This window comes from Desertivirga xinjiangensis (genome assembly GCF_024436435.1).
Taxonomy (GTDB): domain Bacteria; phylum Bacteroidota; class Bacteroidia; order Sphingobacteriales; family Sphingobacteriaceae; genus Desertivirga; species Desertivirga xinjiangensis.
This window is the reverse complement of the sequence record NZ_JAFMZP010000001.1, coordinates 945,947-966,082: the sequence shown is the minus strand read 5'-3', so window position 1 is coordinate 966,082 and position 20,136 is coordinate 945,947. Positions and strand designations below refer to the sequence as shown.

Genomic DNA, 20,136 nt, shown 5'->3' with positions numbered 1-20,136 from the left:
CAGGTGAATCTATCAACCTGCTTTTTTAAATGCATTTGCTTTTTAAAAACCAACTACGGCCTGTATCACATAACCGTCGAATTTTGCGCCTTTACGAATGGCATCTGTAAAGTTTTTATATTCCTGATTAGTGTACTCTGCTTTTAGCAGGATATTTTTAGTTAAGAACCAACCTGCTCCGAAGGAGTAACGGTTTACTTCAACATCTTTTGTCAATCCGGCAAGTTCCGCTTTTACGGTATTGTAACGGGCACCTACAAAAAGATTTTCTGATTTACCGAAACGGTATACACCTTCTACAGCGATCTGAGTAGCGTCTCTTTTATCTAGCTCGGCATTAGATCTTCCTTTAGCAAATTCATATGTTCCGAAGAACTCAAGGCCGTATGCTTTAACAAATCCGTTCAATTGCAGCGCATCAATTTGTTTTGTAAATCCGGGATTAAAACGTCCTGAGAAAGCATTTGAGGCATAGGTTACTGCACTACCGGCTGGCTCTACAACCATGAAGTAGTTTGATCCTGTGCGGTCGCCACCATATAAGGTGTTACCATTTTTACCAGCGCTGTTGTTATGGTAGTAAGAACCGGCCACTCTTATACGCAGATTCTCATTTAACCTCGTATCATACCCTACCTTTCCGTATATAGAAGGGCTTTTGTGCTGGCTGTCGTCTGTAATTACGCCATTGGCATCTCTTACAACAAGTATACTGTCGATATTTCCTTTAATTAAGCCGTTAGATACACCCAGCATTCCGAAAAGACCATTTTTAGCGACATACACTTCACCTCCGATCTCAGTTGCAAAGGCATCCATAATGTAGTTTTCTACGAAGGGATTGTATATAGTTTGCCCGCCATCAGATCTGCGGAAGTGCTGATCACCATAGTTAATCTCCATGTGTCCCACTTTAATGGTGGTGACTTTCATGATGTCTTCCCAGATCTGACCTTTAAAAGGAAGCTTGTCAAACTGGATGTAACCTCCTTTTACCCAGGTTTCGTTATGGTGACGTGATGACAGATAACTGGTAAGGTTGAGGCGGATACCATCGGCTAACTGAACGTCCATGAACAAGTTAGCGTTTGCAGTGTTAAAACCTGGGGTGATTTTATACAGGTTATTCGCATCATTTTCGTGTTTCAAACCCTGGAAAGATTGGGTGAAGCCAGCACCAAAGTTAACTTTCACGTTTTCAAAAATGGCATTGGTATCTTTTGGGGTTTCAAACACGTTAATTCCTGTCTGGTCATATGGCCTTAAATTGGTCACTTTTGTCTGCGCATTGGCTATGAAAGGGCTTACTAGCAGAGCGAACATTGCTCCTTTAATACTATTAGATAATTGAGTTCTCATAATCGTAATTTTTAATATTTAATTGTTTACTGTTTAGTTTCTTAAATTGAGGTACCAGTGGCGAGTTCGTCACCGGAATTGAATACATGTTTAATTCTTTAATTTTAGTGTAAAATCGATGGTAACTTCATCGCCTGTTTTTAGGGCACCCATCATGAATGAAGGGGCTTTGATCTTAAAATCACTCATCTTGATGCTTTTTGAGCCTTTGCAGGTAATTTCGCCGCCATTAACAGTGTAAGCACTCTGCAATGTCACCTGGTTAGTAACCCCTGATATGGTTAAATTTCCGGTTACTTTAATGATCTTTTGACCAGGAACGACGGTTGCATCCGTTAACTTGAAGGTGATCTTGTTGTACTGCTCGGCTTTTAAAGCTTTGTAAGCTCTTGTATCCATCAGGTCTTCTTTACTTTTTAAGCTGGTTACAGGAACCGAAAGATTCAGCGCTGTGATGTCTACGAGCTGATCACCTTTTAGTGTGTAAGTCCCCTCACAGCTGACATTAGATGCAAGCATTGACCAGTCGTGAAGATTAGAAGTTCCGTTTACTTTTATAAAAGATCCTGAAACACTTTTGAAGGAAGTTTGAGCCGGTAAGATATTTGCAAACAGGGTTAGTATTATTGTCAGGGAGAGGATCACATATCCCCTTTGTCTTTCAACTCTGGCATTTTCATTTAGCTTTTTCATACTCTTTGTTGTTTTTATTTCTATATATCAAAGGTATTGTGAGAAAAAAGGCTACAGAATGATCTAAGGGATTAAAAAAAGTGATCTTAAACACAGGTGGAAAAATATTTCGCCCCCCGGGCGGAGAGGCGGCACATAAAAAAAGCAGCTTCGGGACTATGAACCCTCAGCTGCCGTTCTACTATACCAAGCATTTATTATAATTGTGACGGATTTATCTTACCCTCTGGAGCGCCCGGGCTCATAGCAATAATGATCCAGCTGATCATCTGACAGATCTCCAACATTCTCACTGAATGAACCCGGTAAAACCAAAAGCGGAACCTCTGCGATATCTACCATTCTTTTGCTGATACTGGAATGGAATAAATTCTCAAAGAAACCATAGCGTTTATGAACAAGTGCCAGAATATCAGCTTTGCCTGCCCCACTGATCTCGAGCAGGCTTTTGGGTATATTCTCGCCTTGGATACTGGTGTAAGTGATCCTGGTCAGGATGCTATCTGAAGCATTTTGACCCTGATCTGCTAATATTTTGTTTGCCTGTCCATCAGAAGACACATTGGGAGGCAATATATTTCTAACTAAAATTTCTGCATTAAAAGGCTCTGCTATTTCAGAAAGATATTGAATAACCTTTTTATTGCTGAATGTAAGATCTGTTCCGTAAGCAATAAGATTGATCCCTTTATAACCCTGACTGCCGGGGATCATCAGCACCGGGCAGTCAATATTATCCAGGATATCGTGCGTATGGCTATCGAAAAGAAAGCGTGCTAATCCGTTCGACTTATGCGCTCCCATCACTATCAGGTCTACTCCTTTTACCGGAATGATGCCGGAGACAAGTGTTGTTAATTTCCCGAAACCGGCTATGCAGGTTACCGTCGGCTCGTAGAGCGCGTCTTTCTGATTTTTTGGAACGAGACTTTTGAGGTGATTGGCCAGATACTTCAGATCCATCATGCATTCATCCTGAAGTGACAGATGACCGGCTACTGGCCAGGCTATAGGTTGAGCAACGGGATTATGTTCTGCCAGTTCAATTGCATTACATAAAATAAGGTCTGCGCCGCTTTTAAATGCCATTTGCATAGCATATTCGGCCGCATACTGCGCTCTGATAGAAAAGTCGGTTAATACCAGAATAGTTTTCATATTAAGCATGGTTAAAAAGGTTAGTTATACCAGTTGTGTAGAACGATGTATATTAGTCTAGTCGCATCATTTGTTTTAACTGACTAAAACCGTATTGTAATTCCTTCATCTTCCTTTCAAAATAGGTATGGTTTTCAAGTAAGTCTAAATTGACCGGTGTTTGACGGCTAAGTACACTTGTGTATCGTACAAAATCGGCATGTTTTTCTGCCATTTCATCCATTAAGATTGAGACATCATGAACCAATTCGCTTACCTCATCCATGTCCCAAAGTATCTTAGACAATACCGGATCAGTTTCTTCGATACAGGATCTTATTCTTGCGATGTCGCTGCTGCATTCTTCCAGAAAAATTGTCCAGTCGCGACTTTGTAACCAAAGCTCCGTCAGCTCAGCAGCTAACATTTTATCTTCCTTTTGCCTTGTCATGTTAGTATTTGATTTTAATAGTGATGAAGCTTGCTTAACCGGCTCATGCAGGTATCGTCACGGATGAATTACATTGTGGTTTAGATTCTTAATCCGAAATTAAGCGTAAAGAAGGGCTTATAAAATGATTGCTATCAAGAGATTAAATGATTTATATCAATTTTAATTAAATAAAATCAATCTTAATTTATATTTACTTTCGAATCACAAATAATGAAACTTATGTTTGCATAATTCAATGGATAAGGCAAAACTATTAAACGCAATAATTGAAACCGCTATCGATGGAATTATAACCATAGACAGCCGTGGTATTATTGAATCTATTAACCCTTCAGCATTAAAACTATTTGGTTATGAGGAACATGAGGTAAAAGGTAAAAACATTTCGGTGTTGATGCCAGAACCCGACAGGAGTGCACATGATAGTTATATAAACCGCTACCAGCAAACTGGTGAGAAACGAATTATCGGGATCGGACGTGAAGTTTTGGGACTTCGGAAAGATAAAACGACCTTCCCTTTCAGGCTGGCTGTCAGTGAGGTTGAATATCAAGACCGGAAAATATTTACCGGCTTCGTACATGATCTAACGAAAGAAAAGCAGGCAGAAGAAAATCTGAAGAGATATACTGAGGAGCTGGAAGAAAAAGTAAAAGACCGCACGCAAAATCTGGAGCAGCTCATTCTCGAGCTCGAAAAAGCCAGGGATGAAGCTAGCCACTCGCTTGAAAAAGAAAAAGAATTGAACCAGTTAAAAACGAGGTTTGTTTCTATGGCATCTCATGAGTTCAGAACACCTTTAAGTTCGGTCCAACTCTCAGCCTCCCTGATCGAAAAATACTTGCAAAAAATTGATCAGACCAATATCCTGAAGCACACCGGAAAGATAAAGAACTCGGTCGGACATCTCACCGGCATCTTAAATGATTTCCTCTCGCTTGAAAAGCTGGAGGCAGGTAAAACTGAAATGCAGTTCCAGGTATTCGACCTGGTTAAGTTTTCGGAAGATATTATAGAGGAGATGCAGTTGATCGCCAAACAAAATCAACATATCGTTTATCAGCACACCGGCGCAACCAGCCAGGTATTTCTGGATCCCGCATTATTAAAAAATGCTGCAATAAATCTTGTATCCAATGCCATTAAATATTCTGGCGAGAATACTTTTATTGAGTTTAACACTGAGGTTAACGAAACTGAGGTCTGTATTACGGTAAAGGATAATGGGATAGGAATTCCTGTAGAAGAACAAAAAAATCTCTTTGAGCCATTCTTCAGGGCCCACAATACCGGCAATATCCCCGGAACCGGATTAGGACTTAACATCGTAAAAAGATATATAGGAATGATGGGCGGAATTGTACTCTGTCAAAGTGCCCAGTATAAAGGAACTACTATATCTTTAATTTTTAAAAAGTATGAACATAGCAAAGACAACAGTATTATTAATTGAAGATAATGACGATATAAGAGAAAGTACGGCCGAAGTTCTGGAATTGGCAGATTTCACTGTTTTGACAGCGGAGAACGGCAAAAAGGGCGTAGAGCTTGCACAAAGCAGTTTACCCGACATCATATTGTGCGATATCATGATGCCTGAACTCGACGGCTATGGAGTATTGTACCTCCTGAGTAAAAACGAGGCAACCGCCGACATTCCTTTTATCTTTCTTACTGCAAAAGCCGAACGTACCGACATGCGGAAAGGAATGGAAATGGGCGCGGATGACTACCTGACTAAGCCTTTCGATGACATTGAACTGTTAAATGCTATTGAAAGCAGGTTGCAGAAACGTGAAAGGGCGAAAAGAAATGCAGGAAATGCAGCATCTCTGGAAAACCTGCTCGATGAAGCAAGGTCCGCGAAGCTGCTGCACGAGCTCTCAGGAAACAGTCGCGTACGCTCGTATAAGAAAAAACAGAATATTTATATGGACGGCGACCAGGCTTTAAATGTGTACCTGGTAAAAAGCGGAAGAGTACGAACCTATATGATCTACCAGGATGGCCGTGAAATAGTAACAGGCATGTATGCAGCAGGTGATTTTTTGGGTTACGAGGCTGTACTTCTTAATAAAGTTTATCCTGAAAATGCAGAAGCCCTTGATACTACAGAGCTGCACCTTATTCCACGCACTGACTTTAATACTTTGTTATTTAAGGATATCGGAATTGCAAAGAAATTCATCGAGCTTTTGTCGGGCAACCTTCAGGATAAACAGGAACAACTGCTTAAGCTGGCCTATAATTCCGTTAGAAAACGGGTGGCTGATGCCCTGGTAGATCTGGGTAAAAAGTTTGTTGATGAAGATGTTGAACAATGCGAAATAAAAATTTCCAGAGACGACCTTGCGTCCATGGTTGGTACTGCCAATGAAACTATCAGCCGTACGCTTGCCGACTTTAAAGACGAGAAACTCATTGAAAAAGAAGGCAGTGTTATCAGGATCATTTCCATGGACAGGCTTAAAAAAATCAAACAATAAAATATGACGAAGATCACTTTTAACCCTGATTAGTCTCATAGCTTAAGATTTGCTGTACCGCTACTTTTGAATCTAAACAAAATAGCATGAAAGCGGTTGCGTACAGCAGTAAAATCTGTGAAAAGGAGCTTCTTATCAAAGCAAATAATAAGAAGCATGATATTACTTTAATATCGAACAGGTTAACCCTCGACACCATCTCCTATGCCAAAGGCAAAGATGTGGTGTTAGCGTTTTCCTGCGATGATCTTTCAGCCCCTATTCTTTATAAATTGAAAGAAATGGGGGTAAAGTATGTATCCACCCGGTCTTCCGGTACTGACCATATTGACCTGACTAAAGCTGATAGCCTTGGGCTTAAGATAGCCAATGTCCCCGCTTACTCCCCCGAGTCTGTAGCAGAACATGCCATTTCCTTGATCCTTTCTTTGTTAAGAAACATTATTCCTGCTCACAAACAAATGCTTGAACATGATTTCAGCCTGAATAACCTTGTTGGAAGTACGCTGAGGAATAAAACCGTCGGAATAGTTGGCCTTGGAAGATCCGGAAAGGTACTGGCTCAGATTCTGCGTGGTTTCGGAGCAAAGATCCTGGTGAACGACATCCGGGATGTAAGTGAGGAATGCACATCTTATTCTGCCAGACAAGTAAGTTATGATGAAATTCTGAAAGAGTCAGACATCATCAGCTTTCATGTCCCCTTAAGTGAAAGCACCCGGCACATGGTTGACAGGGAAGCAATAATCAAAATGAAGGCTAGGGTTATGCTGATCAATGTTAGCCGTGGGGCCATATTCAATACCAAAGATGTTTTGGATGCACTGCAAGATGAGAAGATCAGCAAACTGGGTATGGACGTTTATGAATTTGAGCACAATGTGTTTTTCTTTAACCACAGCAGAAATCCGATACAGGATCCCCTGCTTAAAGCACTGATTCAGCACTCCAGGGTACTGCTTACACCACACATGGCTTTCCTTACCGAGGAAGCTTTACAGGTAATTGCAGAACAAACAATCCTGAACCTTGATCTGTGGGAGGCCGGCCATACGCCTGTTAACTCTTGCACCATTGGAATAAAAACCGGCATTGTACCTAAAGCTATTTCCGCATGAGCTCCGAATTAATAAAAAAATATAATGTAGCCGCCCCCAGGTATACTAGTTACCCGACTGTGCCATACTGGGATACGGAGAGCTGGACGCAGGAGAAATGGCTGGACTCTGTGAGGATAAGCTATACCGAAAGTGCTTCTGAAGGTATAAGCCTCTATATTCACCTTCCCTTTTGCGAGAGCCTTTGTACCTATTGTGGCTGTAATACGCGTATCACAAAAAACCATGGAGTTGAAGAGCCATACATCAGAGCCGTTTTAAAAGAATGGGATATGTATTGCAATGTTCTGGGCAGCAGGCCACGCCTTAAAGAGATACATCTCGGAGGGGGCACACCTACATTTTTCACTCCTGAAAACCTGCAGAAGTTATTAACCGGGATATTTGACCGTTCTGTAATAGCACCTGATGCTGGGTTCTCATTCGAGGCCCATCCGGCAAATACCAGTGATGATCACCTAAGATCCCTTTACAAGCTCGGATTCAGGAGACTAAGCCTTGGCATTCAGGATTTCGACCCCAAGGTGCAGGAAATAATTAACCGGAAACAAAGTATAGAACAAGTTGCCCATATTACCAGCTATGCACGTGAGCTCGGATATGACTCCATAAATTATGACCTCATTTATGGCCTGCCATTGCAGAAACTGCCTGGTGTTGAAAAAACGATCAATGAGGTGATTAAGCTGATGCCTGACAGGATCGCATTTTACAGCTATGCCCATGTACCCTGGATAAAGCCCGGACAGCGTAAATTTACGGAAGCAGACCTTCCAGGAGAGGAAGATAAAAGGGCTCTTTACGAAAAAGGTTGTGAAATGCTGCTCGCGGCTGGGTATGAAAATATAGGCATGGATCATTTCTCCCTGCGAAGCGACAGCCTTTTTAAGGCATCGCTGAATGGTACCCTTCACAGAAACTTTATGGGATATACCCCTGAATACACCAAACTTTCGATCGGCATCGGGGTGTCTTCAATCAGTGACAGCTGGTATGCCTTCTCCCAAAATATTAAAAAGCTTGAAGTCTATCTTGCTAAAATAAGTAATGGGGAATTCCCATTATTAAAAGGGCATATCCTGACAGACAGCGACCTGGAATGGCGCCGGGAGATCTCAAACATTATGTGTAAAGGATTTACGGATCTGACCAGAACCGACTCCAGACTTGTGAAACGATTGCTTCCGTTACAGAAAGATAAACTGGTTGAATTCGATTATCACAAGCTGAATGTTACTCCGCTTGGAAAGTCTTTTCTCAGAAACATTTGTATGGCCTTTGATGAACGCCTATGGAATAGCCCTGTAAATGATCAAATATTCAGCAAGGCTATTTAAAAAATAACATTAACATGAGTCACACTTTTCATATTCCCGTTTTAGGCCTTGGCTTTTCCGTTGATACACCATTAAAAGTTGGCCGCTATGGCATATCATCAGTTATATCTGTTGTAGATGATGAGCTGGTGGAGCGTATGAGGAAATATCATACAGAAAAAAACGGCATACCGTATCTTCCTATAAAGAAAACAGATGAAGATCACAGGGCGCGCCGGATTACGGCTTACCTGAATTTACTTAACGAACTGCTGGATATCCAGGTAAGGGAGCTTAGCGAACAGGACTTTGCCTCCGGAACTGATATTACCAGGTATTTTGAGCTATTGCCCGATAGCTCCCGGGTTAAGCATATGTACCTTGAGATGCTGGCGGAACAGGATCCTCGTAAGAAGGAACTCTTACAGCAATCACTTAGGCTGAACCTGAAAAAAGGTTCGATCGAAGTGAACATCATGTCTAAAGTTGACAAAATGAATCTTGGAAAAGATGGTTTGCCTTTGGGAGATAAGTATTCTGATGCACTCGCCTCGCTCCGTGGTTTTGCGGAAAGTGAGTTAAGATCATCTATCATCCTTTCTGCCGGCATGAACCCGAGATTATACAGCTACCTGGCAGAGTTTGAGTGTTTCCGTCCGGAGAGCTCTTCAGGAAAAAGGATTGTATTGAAGGTCAGCGACTACCGCTCGGCACTGATCCAGGCCAAATTCCTGGCAAAAAAAGGTTTATGGGTGCATGAATTCAGGATTGAATCAGGCTTGAACTGCGGAGGACATGCCTTTGCCACAGAGGGCTACCTTTTGGGGCCAATCCTTCAGGAATTCAAAGATAAACGCGCGGAGATGTTAACCGAGCTTTATGATATTTATCATGCTTTTTTTACCGGCTCGGGAATGGATGTTACAAGACCTATGACACGCATAACCGTTCAAGGCGGAATTGGCACAGCAGAAGAAAACTCCTTTTTGATCGAATATTACAACCTGGATGGAACGGGTTGGGGAAGTCCTTTCTTATTGGTTCCTGAAGCAACCAACGTGGATAGTGCTACATTGGATTTACTTAAGGATGCAGACGCTGAAGACTTTTATATCAGTGGGGCCTCTCCTCTCGGAATTCCTTTCAATAATTTCAGGAAAAGCACTGCAGAGATCCAGCGTCTGGAGCGAATAGCTAAAGGACGCCCGGGAAGTCCCTGCAAAAAGAAATTCTTGGTTTCTAATACTGAATTTACCGAAGAGCCTATATGTACAGCTTCCAGGGAGTATCAGAACCTGAAGTTAAAACAACTTGCAGAGTCGGGCCTTCTAGACAGAGAATATGACGACAAAGTCAGACAGATCACGGAAAAGTTATGCCTTTGCGAAGGTTTATGTGCTTCTGCATATCTGAAAAACGGCATGCTCGAGCCTCGGGAGAATCGGGCTGTAGCAATTTGCCCGGGTCCGAATACAGCTTTCTTTTCAGGGATATATACGCTGGATGAAATGGTGAAACATATATACGGCAAGATCAACCTGCTTAAAGGTATAAGTCGTCCGCATATGTTCATCAATGAGCTCAAGCTTTATATAGACTATTTGAAAAAGGACATCGAAAACAGCGCAAGCCAGCTCAATGATAAAAAGATGAAACAGCTGGAACGGTTCAGGGAACAGCTTATGAACGGCGTTGAATATTACAACGACCTGCTTCCGAACCTTTTGAAATTTTGTGACTCCTGCAATAAGACTTTTCAATCCGAACTCAAGAACCTGGCTTCTCAGATAAATCAAATGGAAGTCAGACTCGCTTAATGTTTAAATATGGCTGCCGGGACTTTAACTGAAACTTCCTGTTATCACTGCGGAACAGAAATAACAAATAAAAAATATATCTATGATGACAAAGCTTTTTGCTGTGCAGGATGCCAGAGCGTTTACCAGGTATTGTCAGTAAATAATTTATGTGATTACTATCGGTACAATGATACACCAGGTCAAACAAAATCCAACCAGCCGCAGCAATTTGCTTACCTTGACGAAGAGCGTATTACGGCCGATCTGATCGATTATAAGGATGAGACGCTTACTGTAATTACCTTTTATATTCCAGGCATTCATTGCAGTTCGTGTATCTGGCTTCTGGAACATTTGCATAAGCTAAATGCCGGTGTGGTACATTCCAGGATAGACTTTTTGAAAAAGCAGGTTTCAGTAACTTTTAAACATCATGAAATATCGCTTCGCCAATTGGTTGTGTTACTGGCTTCAATAGGGTATGAGCCCCTGATCAGCCTTCAGGATGTGGTTAAAGAAAAGCAGGGATCGGTTAACCGTCAGCTCATTCAAAAAATTGCAGTTGCAGGTCTATGCATGGGAAACGTGATGCTTTTCAGCTTCCCTGAGTATTTTGGCCTTTCAGAGTTTGAACAACAATACAGATCATTGTTCGGATGGCTTAACCTGGCCTTTGCCTTTCCGGCAACTTTCTACTGCAGCAGGGAGTTTTTTACTTCTGCATGGTCGGGCTTAAAAAACAAACTTGTTAACCTGGATGCCCCATTGGCCCTTATCATTGCCGTATTATTTTGCAGAACGGTATTCGAGATCACGACCCAAACCGGCGCCGGGTTCTCTGATACCTTAACCGGACTTATCTTCCTTTTACTGATGGGCAGGTGGGTTAAACAGCGCACTTATTACCAGCTTTCTTTTGAACGCGATTACCGTTCCTATTTCCCGGTGGCGGTAACGGTTCTAAAAAACAAGGAGGAAAAGTGTGTAGCAATCTCTGAGCTTTCTATTGGCGACAGGGTGTTCATCCGGAACAACGAGATACTTCCTGCAGATGGTATTTTGATGCAGGGCGAAGGTTTCTTCGACTTCAGCTTTGTTACCGGCGAATCAGAGCCGGTGAAAAAGGTGCTCGGAGAAATTGTTTACGCCGGAGGCCGGCAGGTAGGTGAAGCCGTGGAGCTGGAGATTATAAAACCAGTGTCTCAAAGTTATCTTACAAGCTTATGGAACAATGAAACCTTTATCAACAAAAAGTCTATTTTAACTTTCAATGACAGCATTGCCAAATATTTCAGCCTGATAACTTTTATCATAGCCATTTCTGCTGCAGCATTCTGGGTGTATTCATCTGATATAGCGAAGGCCTGGGCTTCCTTTACGGCAGTACTGATTGTTGCTTGTCCTTGTGTTCTTTCGCTGAGCACCCCCTTTACGCTATCGGCCGTACTTAGCATATTTGATAAAAACCGCTTTTATTTGAAAAATACCGATGCAGTTGAACAGCTTGCACAAACGGATACTATTGTGTTTGATAAAACGGGAACTATTACGGCACCGGATGCCCTGAACATTTCTTTTACTGGTACTTTAAGTTACGAGGACAAGGTAATGGTTGCTTCCCTTGCCCGCAACTCAGCACATCCTTTAAGCCGGGAAATAATCAAGTGGCTCATGACTGACAATTTACGTCATGTATATAATTTCAAAGAAGTAGTTGGGAAAGGCCTCTCTGGTTATGTTAACAATCGTTTTATTCTGATGGGAAGCGCATCATTTGTTCCTTCCGCGAAATCTTTCAACAAAAACACGTCTTCTGTACATCTCGAAGTAGACGGTGACTACAAAGGATATTTTACTGTGCACCATCAATGGCGCGATGGACTTGGCTCGTTGTTTAAATCCCTTTCAGGATGGGGCCTTCATCTTCTCTCGGGCGATAATGAAGCTGATAAAGGAAATCTGGCAATGTTTTTTCCAAAGAATATCTTTTTCAGACAATCTCCACAAGCCAAGCTGAACTACATTAAAGATTTGCAGCTGCAGAATCATAAGGTGATGATGTGCGGAGACGGATTAAATGATGCGGGAGCTCTAAAGCAAAGCGATTTTGGAATAGCTATAACCGATAACATTAATAATTTCAGTCCTGCATGTGATGCTGTATTGCAAGGAGAATCCCTCAAACTTCTGCCCAAGTTCATCAGTCTCGCAAGAGAGGCAATGAAAACGATCAAAATAAGCTTCGCGATAGCCAGTGCGTATAATCTTGTTGGAGTTTATTTTGCGGTGCAGGGAACCCTTTCTCCATTAACTGCTGCTGTTTTAATGCCGCTTAGTACTGTTACTATACTTTCGTTCACTACGCTTTCTACGAAATATTTCGCCCGTAAAAATCAACTAACCTTAAAAAAATGAGTATAATTTATTTTCTCATAGGCTGTAGTATTGTGATTGCCCTTGTTTTTTTGGCTGCTTTCTTCTGGGCCATGCGAAATGGTCAGAATGATGATATGCAGACGCCTGCGATGAGAATTCTTTTTGACGATGATAAACCAGAAAGTTAGGTTGAGGACATGAGGGGAGAATCGGGAGCATGGGAGTACACACGGCACGCGTGCGCTAGCAAAAGCTGGAAACCCTAATCAGGATCAGGAAAGAAATGATTACAGTTTTGCAAACAGGTAGTGGTTCAATTGTTCTTCAACCAGCTCACCCATATTTCTGCACCATCTAAATGAAGACTGATGATGAAAATCACTCAGTTCGGCAGCCAGTTGCTCCACTTTCTTTTGCGGTGAGATTATGTCGGCTTTCATACAACTAAGCAGGTCCTGAAGCCTGTAATGTACCAGTTTAACCCTGTTATTGATCAAGCTTCGCTCCTCTTCCTGGTACTGCCGCATCGTTTTTTCATCCATATGCTTTATACCTAGCAGCACTAATGCATTATTTTCCTTAAAATAGTGAGGTAAATAAAATTGCCTGCGACCCTCGTACGATTGCTGGTCAAAATCAATTGCACGGATACGATACTGGTTGCCTTCGATGTCGGGCGTAATATGAACAACATAATTGTAGGATCTCATATCGCCTAATAGGCGGATGAAACATCGTTCATTAAACTTCACAAATTCTTTGCAAATCCTGATCTGATTAAATTTCGAAGTATTTAAGCGCTGATTGATAAAAATATCACCGGGAAGCCCCGAAATATGCTCCTCAATTAAGGTATTGCCATCTGTTAAATATCCTATCCGGTTCGGCGAAAGGATATGCTCAAGTTCCAGTCCGTAAACCCTTGAAGCATCGGCTATCTTCACATAGAAGTAATCGTAGTTATCATTAAACTTATTTATTACCCGAATCCTAAAGGGTTTAGAATTACCGAAAGTGCAATAATCTATCTGGGCAATTTGAAGATGTTCAATTACTTCCAAATCTCCGGAAGCATTCATCATTGCATAAATAGCGGTAAGATTTGGAAACAGTTCATCCATCTCACTCTGGTCGTAATACACGGTTTGCCATAGCGTGTCATTGCCGTTCTTATCGAGCAAGGGTACACTTAACTGAAACCTTAGGAGGTCGGAGTATTGCACGGAAAGTTTTAGCTGCCGGTTATATTTAAAAAGATAATCTTTCAGCAGATCGTTCACCGTGTAGAAGTATTTTTTCCTGGAAGGAACATTTGCAGCCGGCTCGCCCATAATATTGTGTTGATGAGTTAGATCTAAATCTTATAGCAAAGCTATAAAAGGTACGTTAATATGCAATAATATTAAAGTGGAAGGGCTTTTTATCTAAGATCAAATGATTCAGGCCATAGTTCTTCCCACTTTTCTTTCATTTCATAAAAAAGTGACGAATATCAGTTTTTACAGAAACGCAGGTCATCTCCGGGGAGTGTTTCGCCCAATACCTTTACATCTGAAAAATCCATTCAACTTTATGCTTGAGAAATTTACTTACGACAACAAAATTGTCAGGAACTTTGGTATAGCCACTGTAGTATGGGGTATTATCGGGATGACGGTAGGACTACTGGTGGCCATGCAATTATTTAAACCCTCCTTGAACCTGGGGAATCAATACACCACTTTTGGAAGAATAAGACCATTACACACCAATGCGGTGATTTTTGCCTTTGTGGGAAACGGAATTTTCATGGGTGTTTATTACTCTTTACAAAGGCTTCTCAAAGCGAGAATGTTTAGCGATGTTCTGAGCAAGATTCACTTCTGGGGCTGGCAGTTAATCATCGTTTCCGCAGTTATTACTTTGCCGCTCGGCCTTACTACTTCTCATGAGTATGCCGAACTTGAATGGCCCATAGACATTGCTATAACCCTGATCTGGGTGGTATTTGGCATCAACATGTTTGGAACTATCATTAAACGCCGGGAGCAGCATATGTATGTAGCCATCTGGTTTTATATAGCAACCTTTGTTACCGTTGCCGTGCTGCATATCGTAAACTCGTTCCAGCTGCCTATTTCTGCTTTTAAGAGTTATTATATTTATGCCGGAGTTCAGGATGCTCTGGTTCAATGGTGGTATGGTCATAATGCAGTTGCATTTTTCCTTACTACTCCTTACCTCGGAATGATGTATTATTTCCTTCCGAAAATGGCAAACCGGCCGGTTTACTCGTATAAATTGAGTATCCTTCACTTCTGGTCACTTATTTTTATTTACATCTGGGCTGGTCCGCATCACTTACTTTATAGTTCATTACCGGGCTGGGCACAATCGCTCGGAATCGTATTTTCAATCATGCTTATCGCTCCAAGCTGGGGTGGTATGATCAACGGATTGCTCACGCTGCGCGGCGCATGGGATAAGGTACGCGACGATGCCACACTGAAATTTATGGTTGTCGGACTGACGTCCTATGGTATGGCCACATTTGAAGGTCCGATGCTTTCCTTTAAAGAGATCAACGCAATCGCACATTTCACTGACTGGATTGTAGCCCACGTACACGTGGGAGCTTTAGGCTGGAATGGTTTCCTTACATTCGCTATCCTCTACTGGCTTGTTCCCAGAATCTATCAGACCGAACTTTTCTCTAAGAAATTAGCAGGCTACCATTTCTGGATCGGAACTTTTGGGATACTATTTTACGCGGTTCCGATGTACTGGGCAGGATTTACTCAAGGGCTCATGCTTAAAGAGTTTACTCCTGAAGGCATGCTAAAATACCCTGGTTTCCTGGAGTCTACATTCCAGATAATTCCTATGCACGTGTTCAGGGCTATTGGTGGCGCATTATACCTTGCAGGAGTTGTGCTGATGACCTACAATCTGATCAAAACAATTAACCAGGGAAAACTTCTGGCTAACGAACCGGCTGAAGCCATGCCATTGGCGCCAGTTTTTGTGCCGCATGCAAGTGAGAAAACGTGGCACAGAGTATTGGAGCGTAAACCAATGCGATTCCTGGTACTTTCTCTTATTGCCATACTGATTGGTGGAATGGTAGAAATGATGCCTACCTTTCTGGTAAGCTCTAATATACCAACAATTGCAAGTGTTAAGCCCTATTCGCCACTTGAATTGCAGGGAAGAGATATTTACGTACGTGAGGGTTGTGTAAACTGTCACTCGCAGATGGTACGCCCGTTCCGCTCAGAAACAGAGCGTTACGGAGAATACAGTAAAGCAGGTGAGTTTGTGTATGATCACCCATTTTTATGGGGTTCTAAACGAACCGGCCCCGATCTGCATCGTGAAGGAGGTAAGTACTCCAATGCATGGCATTTTAATCACCTGCTGGATCCAACCACGATGTCTCCCGGAAGTATTATGCCGCCTTATCCATGGCTGATCGAGCAGAAACTTGACATCAGTACTACTGCCTCCAAAATAACAGCGATGCGCAGTCTGGGGGTTCCGTACGAAGAGAACTATGAAACTGAAGCCAATAAAGACCTTATGGAGCAGGCTGATATGATTGCAGCAAACCTGTCGGCTGATAATATTAAAATTAAGAGCGACAGAGAGATCATTGCCATCATCGCTTACCTGCAAAGGCTGGGCATAGATATAAAAGCAGAAAAATAAGGTCCATAAAATAATCACATTATGTTTAAGCAATTTCTAAATACTGTAACTGATAGCAATGTCTATCTCATTACCTCACTGTGGATATTCTTTATTTTTTTTATCCTGGTAACAGTGATGCTCATTAAAATGAATAAGGATCATATCCGTCACATGAGCGAGCTTCCTTTAAATGACGATAATCAGGAGGAATTATGAGAATATTTTTAACCGGTATTTTTCTATTCTCAGGGTCTGTGTTTGCTCAGTCAACTGAAGAAACATCGAAAGTTTTAGGCACTGGTAACCTTTACTGGGATCTTTTGATCATTGCTTTTGTCATCCTGTTGCTACTTTTACTGCTTGTCTCCGTGGTTTTGTTAAGAACGTTCAAGCAGCTTTCAAACGAGATCATCAACCCAAGTCCAATTGTAACGGAAGTAGAGAAACCGCTGGAGTACGAAGAATGGCTTGCTATGAAAAAGAGCAAACAAGGCATTTGGACCAAGATCCTTGGCCTGAAGCCACTATCAGAAGAAAAAGACATTTTGCTTGAGCATCAGTTTGATGGCATTGCGGAGCTGGATAATCCTACCCCGGCCTGGTTCATGTGGCTTTTTTATGGAACTATTGCGCTAGCTTTCGGATACATGCTCACATATCATGTGTTCGACTGGGCGCCACTTCAAGACGAGGAGTATGCCCTGGAAGTCCAGGAGGCTGAAGCAGCCAGGAAAGAATACCTGTCGAAAGCAGCGAACCTGATCGATGAAAACACGGTAAAAGAAAGCTCTGAAGCCTCTGTTATTACTTCCGGACAGGCAATCTACAACTCCAATTGCGTTGCCTGCCATGGAGACCGAGGCCAGGGGGTAGTGGGGCCAAATCTTACAGATGAGTACTGGCTTCATGGCGGAAGTGTGAACGCCATCTTCAAAACAATCAAATATGGTATACCCGAGAAAGGGATGATATCATGGGAGAAGACTTTGACTCCGAAGCAGATTTCTGAAGTCACAAACTTTATCCATTCCCTGAAAGGAAGCAACCCGGCTAACGCCAAAGCTCCTCAGGGAGAAAAGGAAGGCGAAAAAGAAGGCTAATTTCTTAGCCAGTTATCTGAGAATTTAAGTCACGGCTTTGCAGGCCGGGCATAATAATAGGCCAGTAGATGGCAATGAGAAGATGGGAGAAGATTTGAACAATAACAAAAAGGTGCCCGGGAATGGATTTATCCGAAACTCGTGAAAGGGAAACTTTATCAGTACCGCAACTGGCTGAGTTACGTCTTACTGGCACTTATGTTCTCAGGTCCTTTTATAAAAGTCAATGGAGAGCAGCTTATCTTGTTAAATATATTGGAAAGAAAATTCGTCTTCTTTGGCGTAGTTTTCTGGCCTCAGGACTTCCACATATTTGTGTTGGCTATGCTGACCTTCATCATATTCATCATTCTTTTCACTGCGGTGTTTGGACGGGTCTGGTGCGGCTGGGCGTGTCCCCAGACTATTTTCATGGAAATGTTATTCCGCAAGATAGAGTTCTGGATTGAGGGAGATGCAAACAAACAAAGAAAGCTGGACGCCTCAACTTTGACGGTCGAAAAATTTTTCAAAAAGACGGCCAAACATACCCTGTTCCTGCTGATCTCCTTTCTTATCTCAAACGTTTTCCTCGCATACGTTATTGGCCTTGAGCCCCTGATCAAAATTATCGAAGAACCAATTACATTACATATCTACGGTTTTTCTGCTATCATCATTTTCACGGCAGCCTTTTACTTAGTTTTTTCATACCTGAGAGAAGTGGTGTGCACGGTGATTTGTCCCTACGGTAGACTTCAGGGAGTTCTGCTCGATAAAAAAAGCCTGGTGGTTGCATATGATTATGAGCGGGGGGAACCCAGGGGAAAGCTGAAAAAGAACACCTCCGGTTATGTAAACACGGGTGATTGCATTGATTGCAATATTTGCGTCCAGGTTTGCCCCACAGGTATAGATATTCGTCACGGTACCCAATTGGAATGTATCAACTGCACACTTTGCATCGATGCCTGTGATATGGTGATGGAAAAAATTAATCGTCCCCAAAGGTTAATTGGCTTTAAATCACAGGAGCAGATAAGCAGTAAACAAGCATTTCGTTTCAGCAAAAGGATATACGGCTATGCCGCAATATTAGGCGTTTTAATCTCGGTGTTATCGTTTCTACTGATATCAAGAAGCGATATAGAGACCGTGATCTTACGCGCAGGCGGAACCTTGTATCAGGAGCGTCCGGATGGTACAGTCAGCAATCTTTATAACGTGGAACTGATTAACAAGACTTCAGATCCCGTGAAGTTTGAGTTGTTGCCTGTAGAAAAGGGCACCTCTATTCAATTCATCCGTAAAGAAGATACCATCGGAAAAGGAAAAAGCGTTAAACTCACTTTTTTTATAATAAAACCGCAGAAAGACATTGCAGAATATAAGTCTGAAATAGGACTGAAGGTTCTCTCGAAAGGCAGAACCGTTGAAGAGCTTAGTACAACATTTATTGCACCACCAAATTTTTAACATATGAGCTGGGGAACCAAATTAGCTGTTGCCATGGGTTTATTTATGATATTCATACTAACCCTGGGCTTTAGAATGATCTTTAGTAACAGCGATACACTGATCGAAAAGGACTATTATGAGCAGGGATTAAACTATAATCAGAAATATGATGCCAAAAGACTGGCAGTTACCGACTCTGTAATTCCGAAAATTGAAACTGACAACCATGGACTTTCTATCCGATTTATTCTTCCGGCTTCCTGCAAACTAAATTTCAAACGCCTGTCTGATTCTAAAATGGACCGGACCATTGAACGTCAGACCGATGAAGAGGATGTTGTTCATATCGCCGAAGGGGAGCTTAAAAGCGGGCCATGGATGCTATCAGTTAATTATAGCATCAACGAGAAGAATTACCTTTATGAGCAGGAAATATTAATGCCATGACTTACCAGGCGCTAGCTTTCTTTACCGGCCTGTTTGGAAGTATACACTGCGTTGCCATGTGCGGTCCTCTCCTGCTTGCATTGCCTTTCGCTAAGCAAAGTCCTCTCATAGCCCTATTTCAAAACTTGCTTTACCAGTCGGGCAGGATACTTATATATAGCTTTTTGGGATTCCTTGCTGGCTTGTTAGGCATTGGATTTGCCATGCTGGGCTTACAACAAGCTCTAGCGCTGCTTACTGGCACTATCCTCCTTATAGCTGGCCTAAGTTCATATTTTCCAGGTAGGTGGGACAAAAGTTTCTTCGGAACAAAAGTCATCAGTATCATCGGCCCATTCTTGTCCAGATATATGAGTAAACCTTATGGAGCATTTGTTGCCGGGATGTTTAACGGGATTTTACCTTGCGGAATTACATATATCGCAATAGCTCAATCCGTCAATCAGAGCTCCGCCTTGAGCGCTGCAGAATCTATGTTCTTTTTCGGACTAGGAACCCTCCCACTGTTGCTCATCACAGCGGTAGCCCCCTTAGCTTTTAAAAGACTAAAGGCATTTAGAATGCTTGTTCCCGTTTTATTACTGATAGCAGGAAGTGTACTGCTTGCCCGGGGCTTCAATGTGAGTATTCCATACGTATCACATGCGATTGCGTCCGAAACTGCGCCGCAATGTAATTAACAGCTTTGATTATCGATATCGTCTCTTTAATTGAATAAAACCGGCACCAGAGATTATCATAGATG

18 protein-coding genes are annotated in these 20,136 nt (G+C 42.1%); 13 read left to right on the top strand and 5 right to left on the bottom strand.

The features are described 5' to 3' along the window. Positions 1-42: 42 nt before the first annotated feature. From J3P37_RS04010 to J3P37_RS03995, 4 genes are all read right to left on the bottom strand, one after another. On the bottom strand, positions 43-1,359 hold the full coding sequence (locus J3P37_RS04010; protein ID WP_256009713.1) for a porin family protein: 1,317 nt from the start codon (positions 1,357-1,359) through the stop codon (positions 43-45). A 90-nt stretch (positions 1,360-1,449) separates the two neighbouring features. Beyond that, positions 1,450-2,052, bottom strand: a complete 603-nt coding sequence (locus tag J3P37_RS04005; RefSeq protein ID WP_256009712.1) for a YceI family protein — start codon at positions 2,050-2,052, stop codon at positions 1,450-1,452. A 219-nt stretch (positions 2,053-2,271) separates the two neighbouring features. Continuing rightward, positions 2,272-3,210, bottom strand: coding sequence for a universal stress protein (locus J3P37_RS04000; protein ID WP_256009711.1), 939 nt, complete (start codon positions 3,208-3,210; stop codon positions 2,272-2,274). Between the two features lie 52 nt (positions 3,211-3,262). Continuing rightward, positions 3,263-3,640, bottom strand: a complete 378-nt coding sequence (locus tag J3P37_RS03995; RefSeq protein WP_256009710.1) for a hypothetical protein — start codon at positions 3,638-3,640, stop codon at positions 3,263-3,265. Positions 3,641-3,878: 238 nt separating this feature from the next. Here J3P37_RS03995 and J3P37_RS03990 point away from each other — a divergent pair, with 238 nt between their 5' ends. The 7 genes from J3P37_RS03990 (at position 3,879) to ccoS (ending at position 12,926) form a co-directional block, all read left to right on the top strand. Then, entirely contained in the window at positions 3,879-5,096 is a 1,218-nt protein-coding gene (locus tag J3P37_RS03990) for a PAS domain-containing sensor histidine kinase (RefSeq protein ID WP_256009709.1), read from the top strand. Continuing rightward, complete coding sequence (locus tag J3P37_RS03985) at positions 5,062-6,129, top strand: response regulator (protein ID WP_256009708.1); 1,068 nt, start codon at positions 5,062-5,064, stop codon at positions 6,127-6,129. The genes J3P37_RS03990 and J3P37_RS03985 overlap by 35 nt, the downstream gene beginning before the upstream one ends. Positions 6,130-6,215: 86 nt before the next feature. Next, positions 6,216-7,247, top strand: coding sequence for an NAD(P)-dependent oxidoreductase (locus J3P37_RS03980; protein ID WP_256009707.1), 1,032 nt, complete (start codon positions 6,216-6,218; stop codon positions 7,245-7,247). Then, on the top strand, positions 7,244-8,584 hold the full coding sequence (gene hemN / locus J3P37_RS03975; RefSeq protein WP_256009706.1) for an oxygen-independent coproporphyrinogen III oxidase: 1,341 nt from the start codon (positions 7,244-7,246) through the stop codon (positions 8,582-8,584). Before J3P37_RS03980 ends, hemN begins: the two co-directional genes overlap by 4 nt. A gap of 14 nt (positions 8,585-8,598) precedes the next feature. Then, the gene (locus tag J3P37_RS03970; protein WP_256009705.1) at positions 8,599-10,380 is read left to right on the top strand and encodes a hypothetical protein; all 1,782 of its coding nucleotides are present in this window, start codon (positions 8,599-8,601) and stop codon (positions 10,378-10,380) included. 9 nt (positions 10,381-10,389) lie between these two features. After that, positions 10,390-12,777: a heavy metal translocating P-type ATPase gene (locus J3P37_RS03965; protein ID WP_256009704.1), complete on the top strand. Its 2,388-nt coding sequence runs from the start codon at positions 10,390-10,392 to the stop codon at positions 12,775-12,777. Then, entirely contained in the window at positions 12,774-12,926 is a 153-nt protein-coding gene (gene ccoS, locus J3P37_RS03960; protein WP_256009703.1) for a cbb3-type cytochrome oxidase assembly protein CcoS, read from the top strand. Before J3P37_RS03965 ends, ccoS begins: the two co-directional genes overlap by 4 nt. Before the next feature lie 99 nt (positions 12,927-13,025). Here ccoS and J3P37_RS03955 read toward each other — a convergent pair whose 3' ends face one another. Then, entirely contained in the window at positions 13,026-14,069 is a 1,044-nt protein-coding gene (locus J3P37_RS03955) for a hypothetical protein (RefSeq protein WP_256009702.1), read from the bottom strand. 241 nt (positions 14,070-14,310) lie between these two features. On the opposite strand from J3P37_RS03955, the gene ccoN reads away from it, so the two are divergent. The 6 genes from ccoN to J3P37_RS03925 all read left to right on the top strand — a co-directional run bounded on the left by ccoN (position 14,311) and on the right by J3P37_RS03925 (position 20,071). Then, a complete protein-coding gene (gene ccoN / locus J3P37_RS03950) occupies positions 14,311-16,425 on the top strand; it encodes a cytochrome-c oxidase, cbb3-type subunit I (RefSeq protein ID WP_256009888.1) in 2,115 nt (704 codons plus the stop codon). Positions 16,426-16,446: 21 nt separating this feature from the next. Beyond that, positions 16,447-16,623 carry a hypothetical protein gene (locus J3P37_RS03945; protein ID WP_256009701.1) on the top strand — a complete coding sequence of 59 codons (177 nt, stop codon included), beginning with the start codon at positions 16,447-16,449 and terminating at the stop codon, positions 16,621-16,623. Then, the gene (locus J3P37_RS03940) at positions 16,620-17,507 is read left to right on the top strand and encodes a cbb3-type cytochrome c oxidase N-terminal domain-containing protein (protein WP_256009700.1); all 888 of its coding nucleotides are present in this window, start codon (positions 16,620-16,622) and stop codon (positions 17,505-17,507) included. The genes J3P37_RS03945 and J3P37_RS03940 overlap by 4 nt, the downstream gene beginning before the upstream one ends. Before the next feature lie 141 nt (positions 17,508-17,648). Continuing rightward, positions 17,649-18,962 carry a cytochrome c oxidase accessory protein CcoG gene (gene ccoG / locus J3P37_RS03935; protein WP_369414047.1) on the top strand — a complete coding sequence of 438 codons (1,314 nt, stop codon included), beginning with the start codon at positions 17,649-17,651 and terminating at the stop codon, positions 18,960-18,962. Positions 18,963-18,965: 3 nt separating this feature from the next. After that, positions 18,966-19,391: a FixH family protein gene (locus J3P37_RS03930; RefSeq protein ID WP_256009699.1), complete on the top strand. Its 426-nt coding sequence runs from the start codon at positions 18,966-18,968 to the stop codon at positions 19,389-19,391. Continuing rightward, positions 19,388-20,071: a sulfite exporter TauE/SafE family protein gene (locus J3P37_RS03925; protein ID WP_256009698.1), complete on the top strand. Its 684-nt coding sequence runs from the start codon at positions 19,388-19,390 to the stop codon at positions 20,069-20,071. Before J3P37_RS03930 ends, J3P37_RS03925 begins: the two co-directional genes overlap by 4 nt. Positions 20,072-20,136: the final 65 nt, after the last annotated feature.

Coding starts and splice junctions, on each gene's coding strand:
- J3P37_RS04010 (WP_256009713.1), bottom strand. CDS start 1,359: ATGAGAACTCAATTATCTAATAGTATTAAAGGAGCAATGTTCGCTCTG.
- J3P37_RS04005 (WP_256009712.1), bottom strand. CDS start 2,052: ATGAAAAAGCTAAATGAAAATGCCAGAGTTGAAAGACAAAGGGGATAT.
- J3P37_RS04000 (WP_256009711.1), bottom strand. CDS start 3,210: ATGAAAACTATTCTGGTATTAACCGACTTTTCTATCAGAGCGCAGTAT.
- J3P37_RS03995 (WP_256009710.1), bottom strand. CDS start 3,640: ATGACAAGGCAAAAGGAAGATAAAATGTTAGCTGCTGAGCTGACGGAG.
- J3P37_RS03990 (WP_256009709.1), top strand. CDS start 3,879: ATGGATAAGGCAAAACTATTAAACGCAATAATTGAAACCGCTATCGAT.
- J3P37_RS03985 (WP_256009708.1), top strand. CDS start 5,062: ATGAACATAGCAAAGACAACAGTATTATTAATTGAAGATAATGACGAT.
- J3P37_RS03980 (WP_256009707.1), top strand. CDS start 6,216: ATGAAAGCGGTTGCGTACAGCAGTAAAATCTGTGAAAAGGAGCTTCTT.
- hemN (WP_256009706.1), top strand. CDS start 7,244: ATGAGCTCCGAATTAATAAAAAAATATAATGTAGCCGCCCCCAGGTAT.
- J3P37_RS03970 (WP_256009705.1), top strand. CDS start 8,599: ATGAGTCACACTTTTCATATTCCCGTTTTAGGCCTTGGCTTTTCCGTT.
- J3P37_RS03965 (WP_256009704.1), top strand. CDS start 10,390: ATGGCTGCCGGGACTTTAACTGAAACTTCCTGTTATCACTGCGGAACA.
- ccoS (WP_256009703.1), top strand. CDS start 12,774: ATGAGTATAATTTATTTTCTCATAGGCTGTAGTATTGTGATTGCCCTT.
- J3P37_RS03955 (WP_256009702.1), bottom strand. CDS start 14,069: ATGGGCGAGCCGGCTGCAAATGTTCCTTCCAGGAAAAAATACTTCTAC.
- ccoN (WP_256009888.1), top strand. CDS start 14,311: ATGCTTGAGAAATTTACTTACGACAACAAAATTGTCAGGAACTTTGGT.
- J3P37_RS03945 (WP_256009701.1), top strand. CDS start 16,447: ATGTTTAAGCAATTTCTAAATACTGTAACTGATAGCAATGTCTATCTC.
- J3P37_RS03940 (WP_256009700.1), top strand. CDS start 16,620: ATGAGAATATTTTTAACCGGTATTTTTCTATTCTCAGGGTCTGTGTTT.
- J3P37_RS03930 (WP_256009699.1), top strand. CDS start 18,966: ATGAGCTGGGGAACCAAATTAGCTGTTGCCATGGGTTTATTTATGATA.
- J3P37_RS03925 (WP_256009698.1), top strand. CDS start 19,388: ATGACTTACCAGGCGCTAGCTTTCTTTACCGGCCTGTTTGGAAGTATA.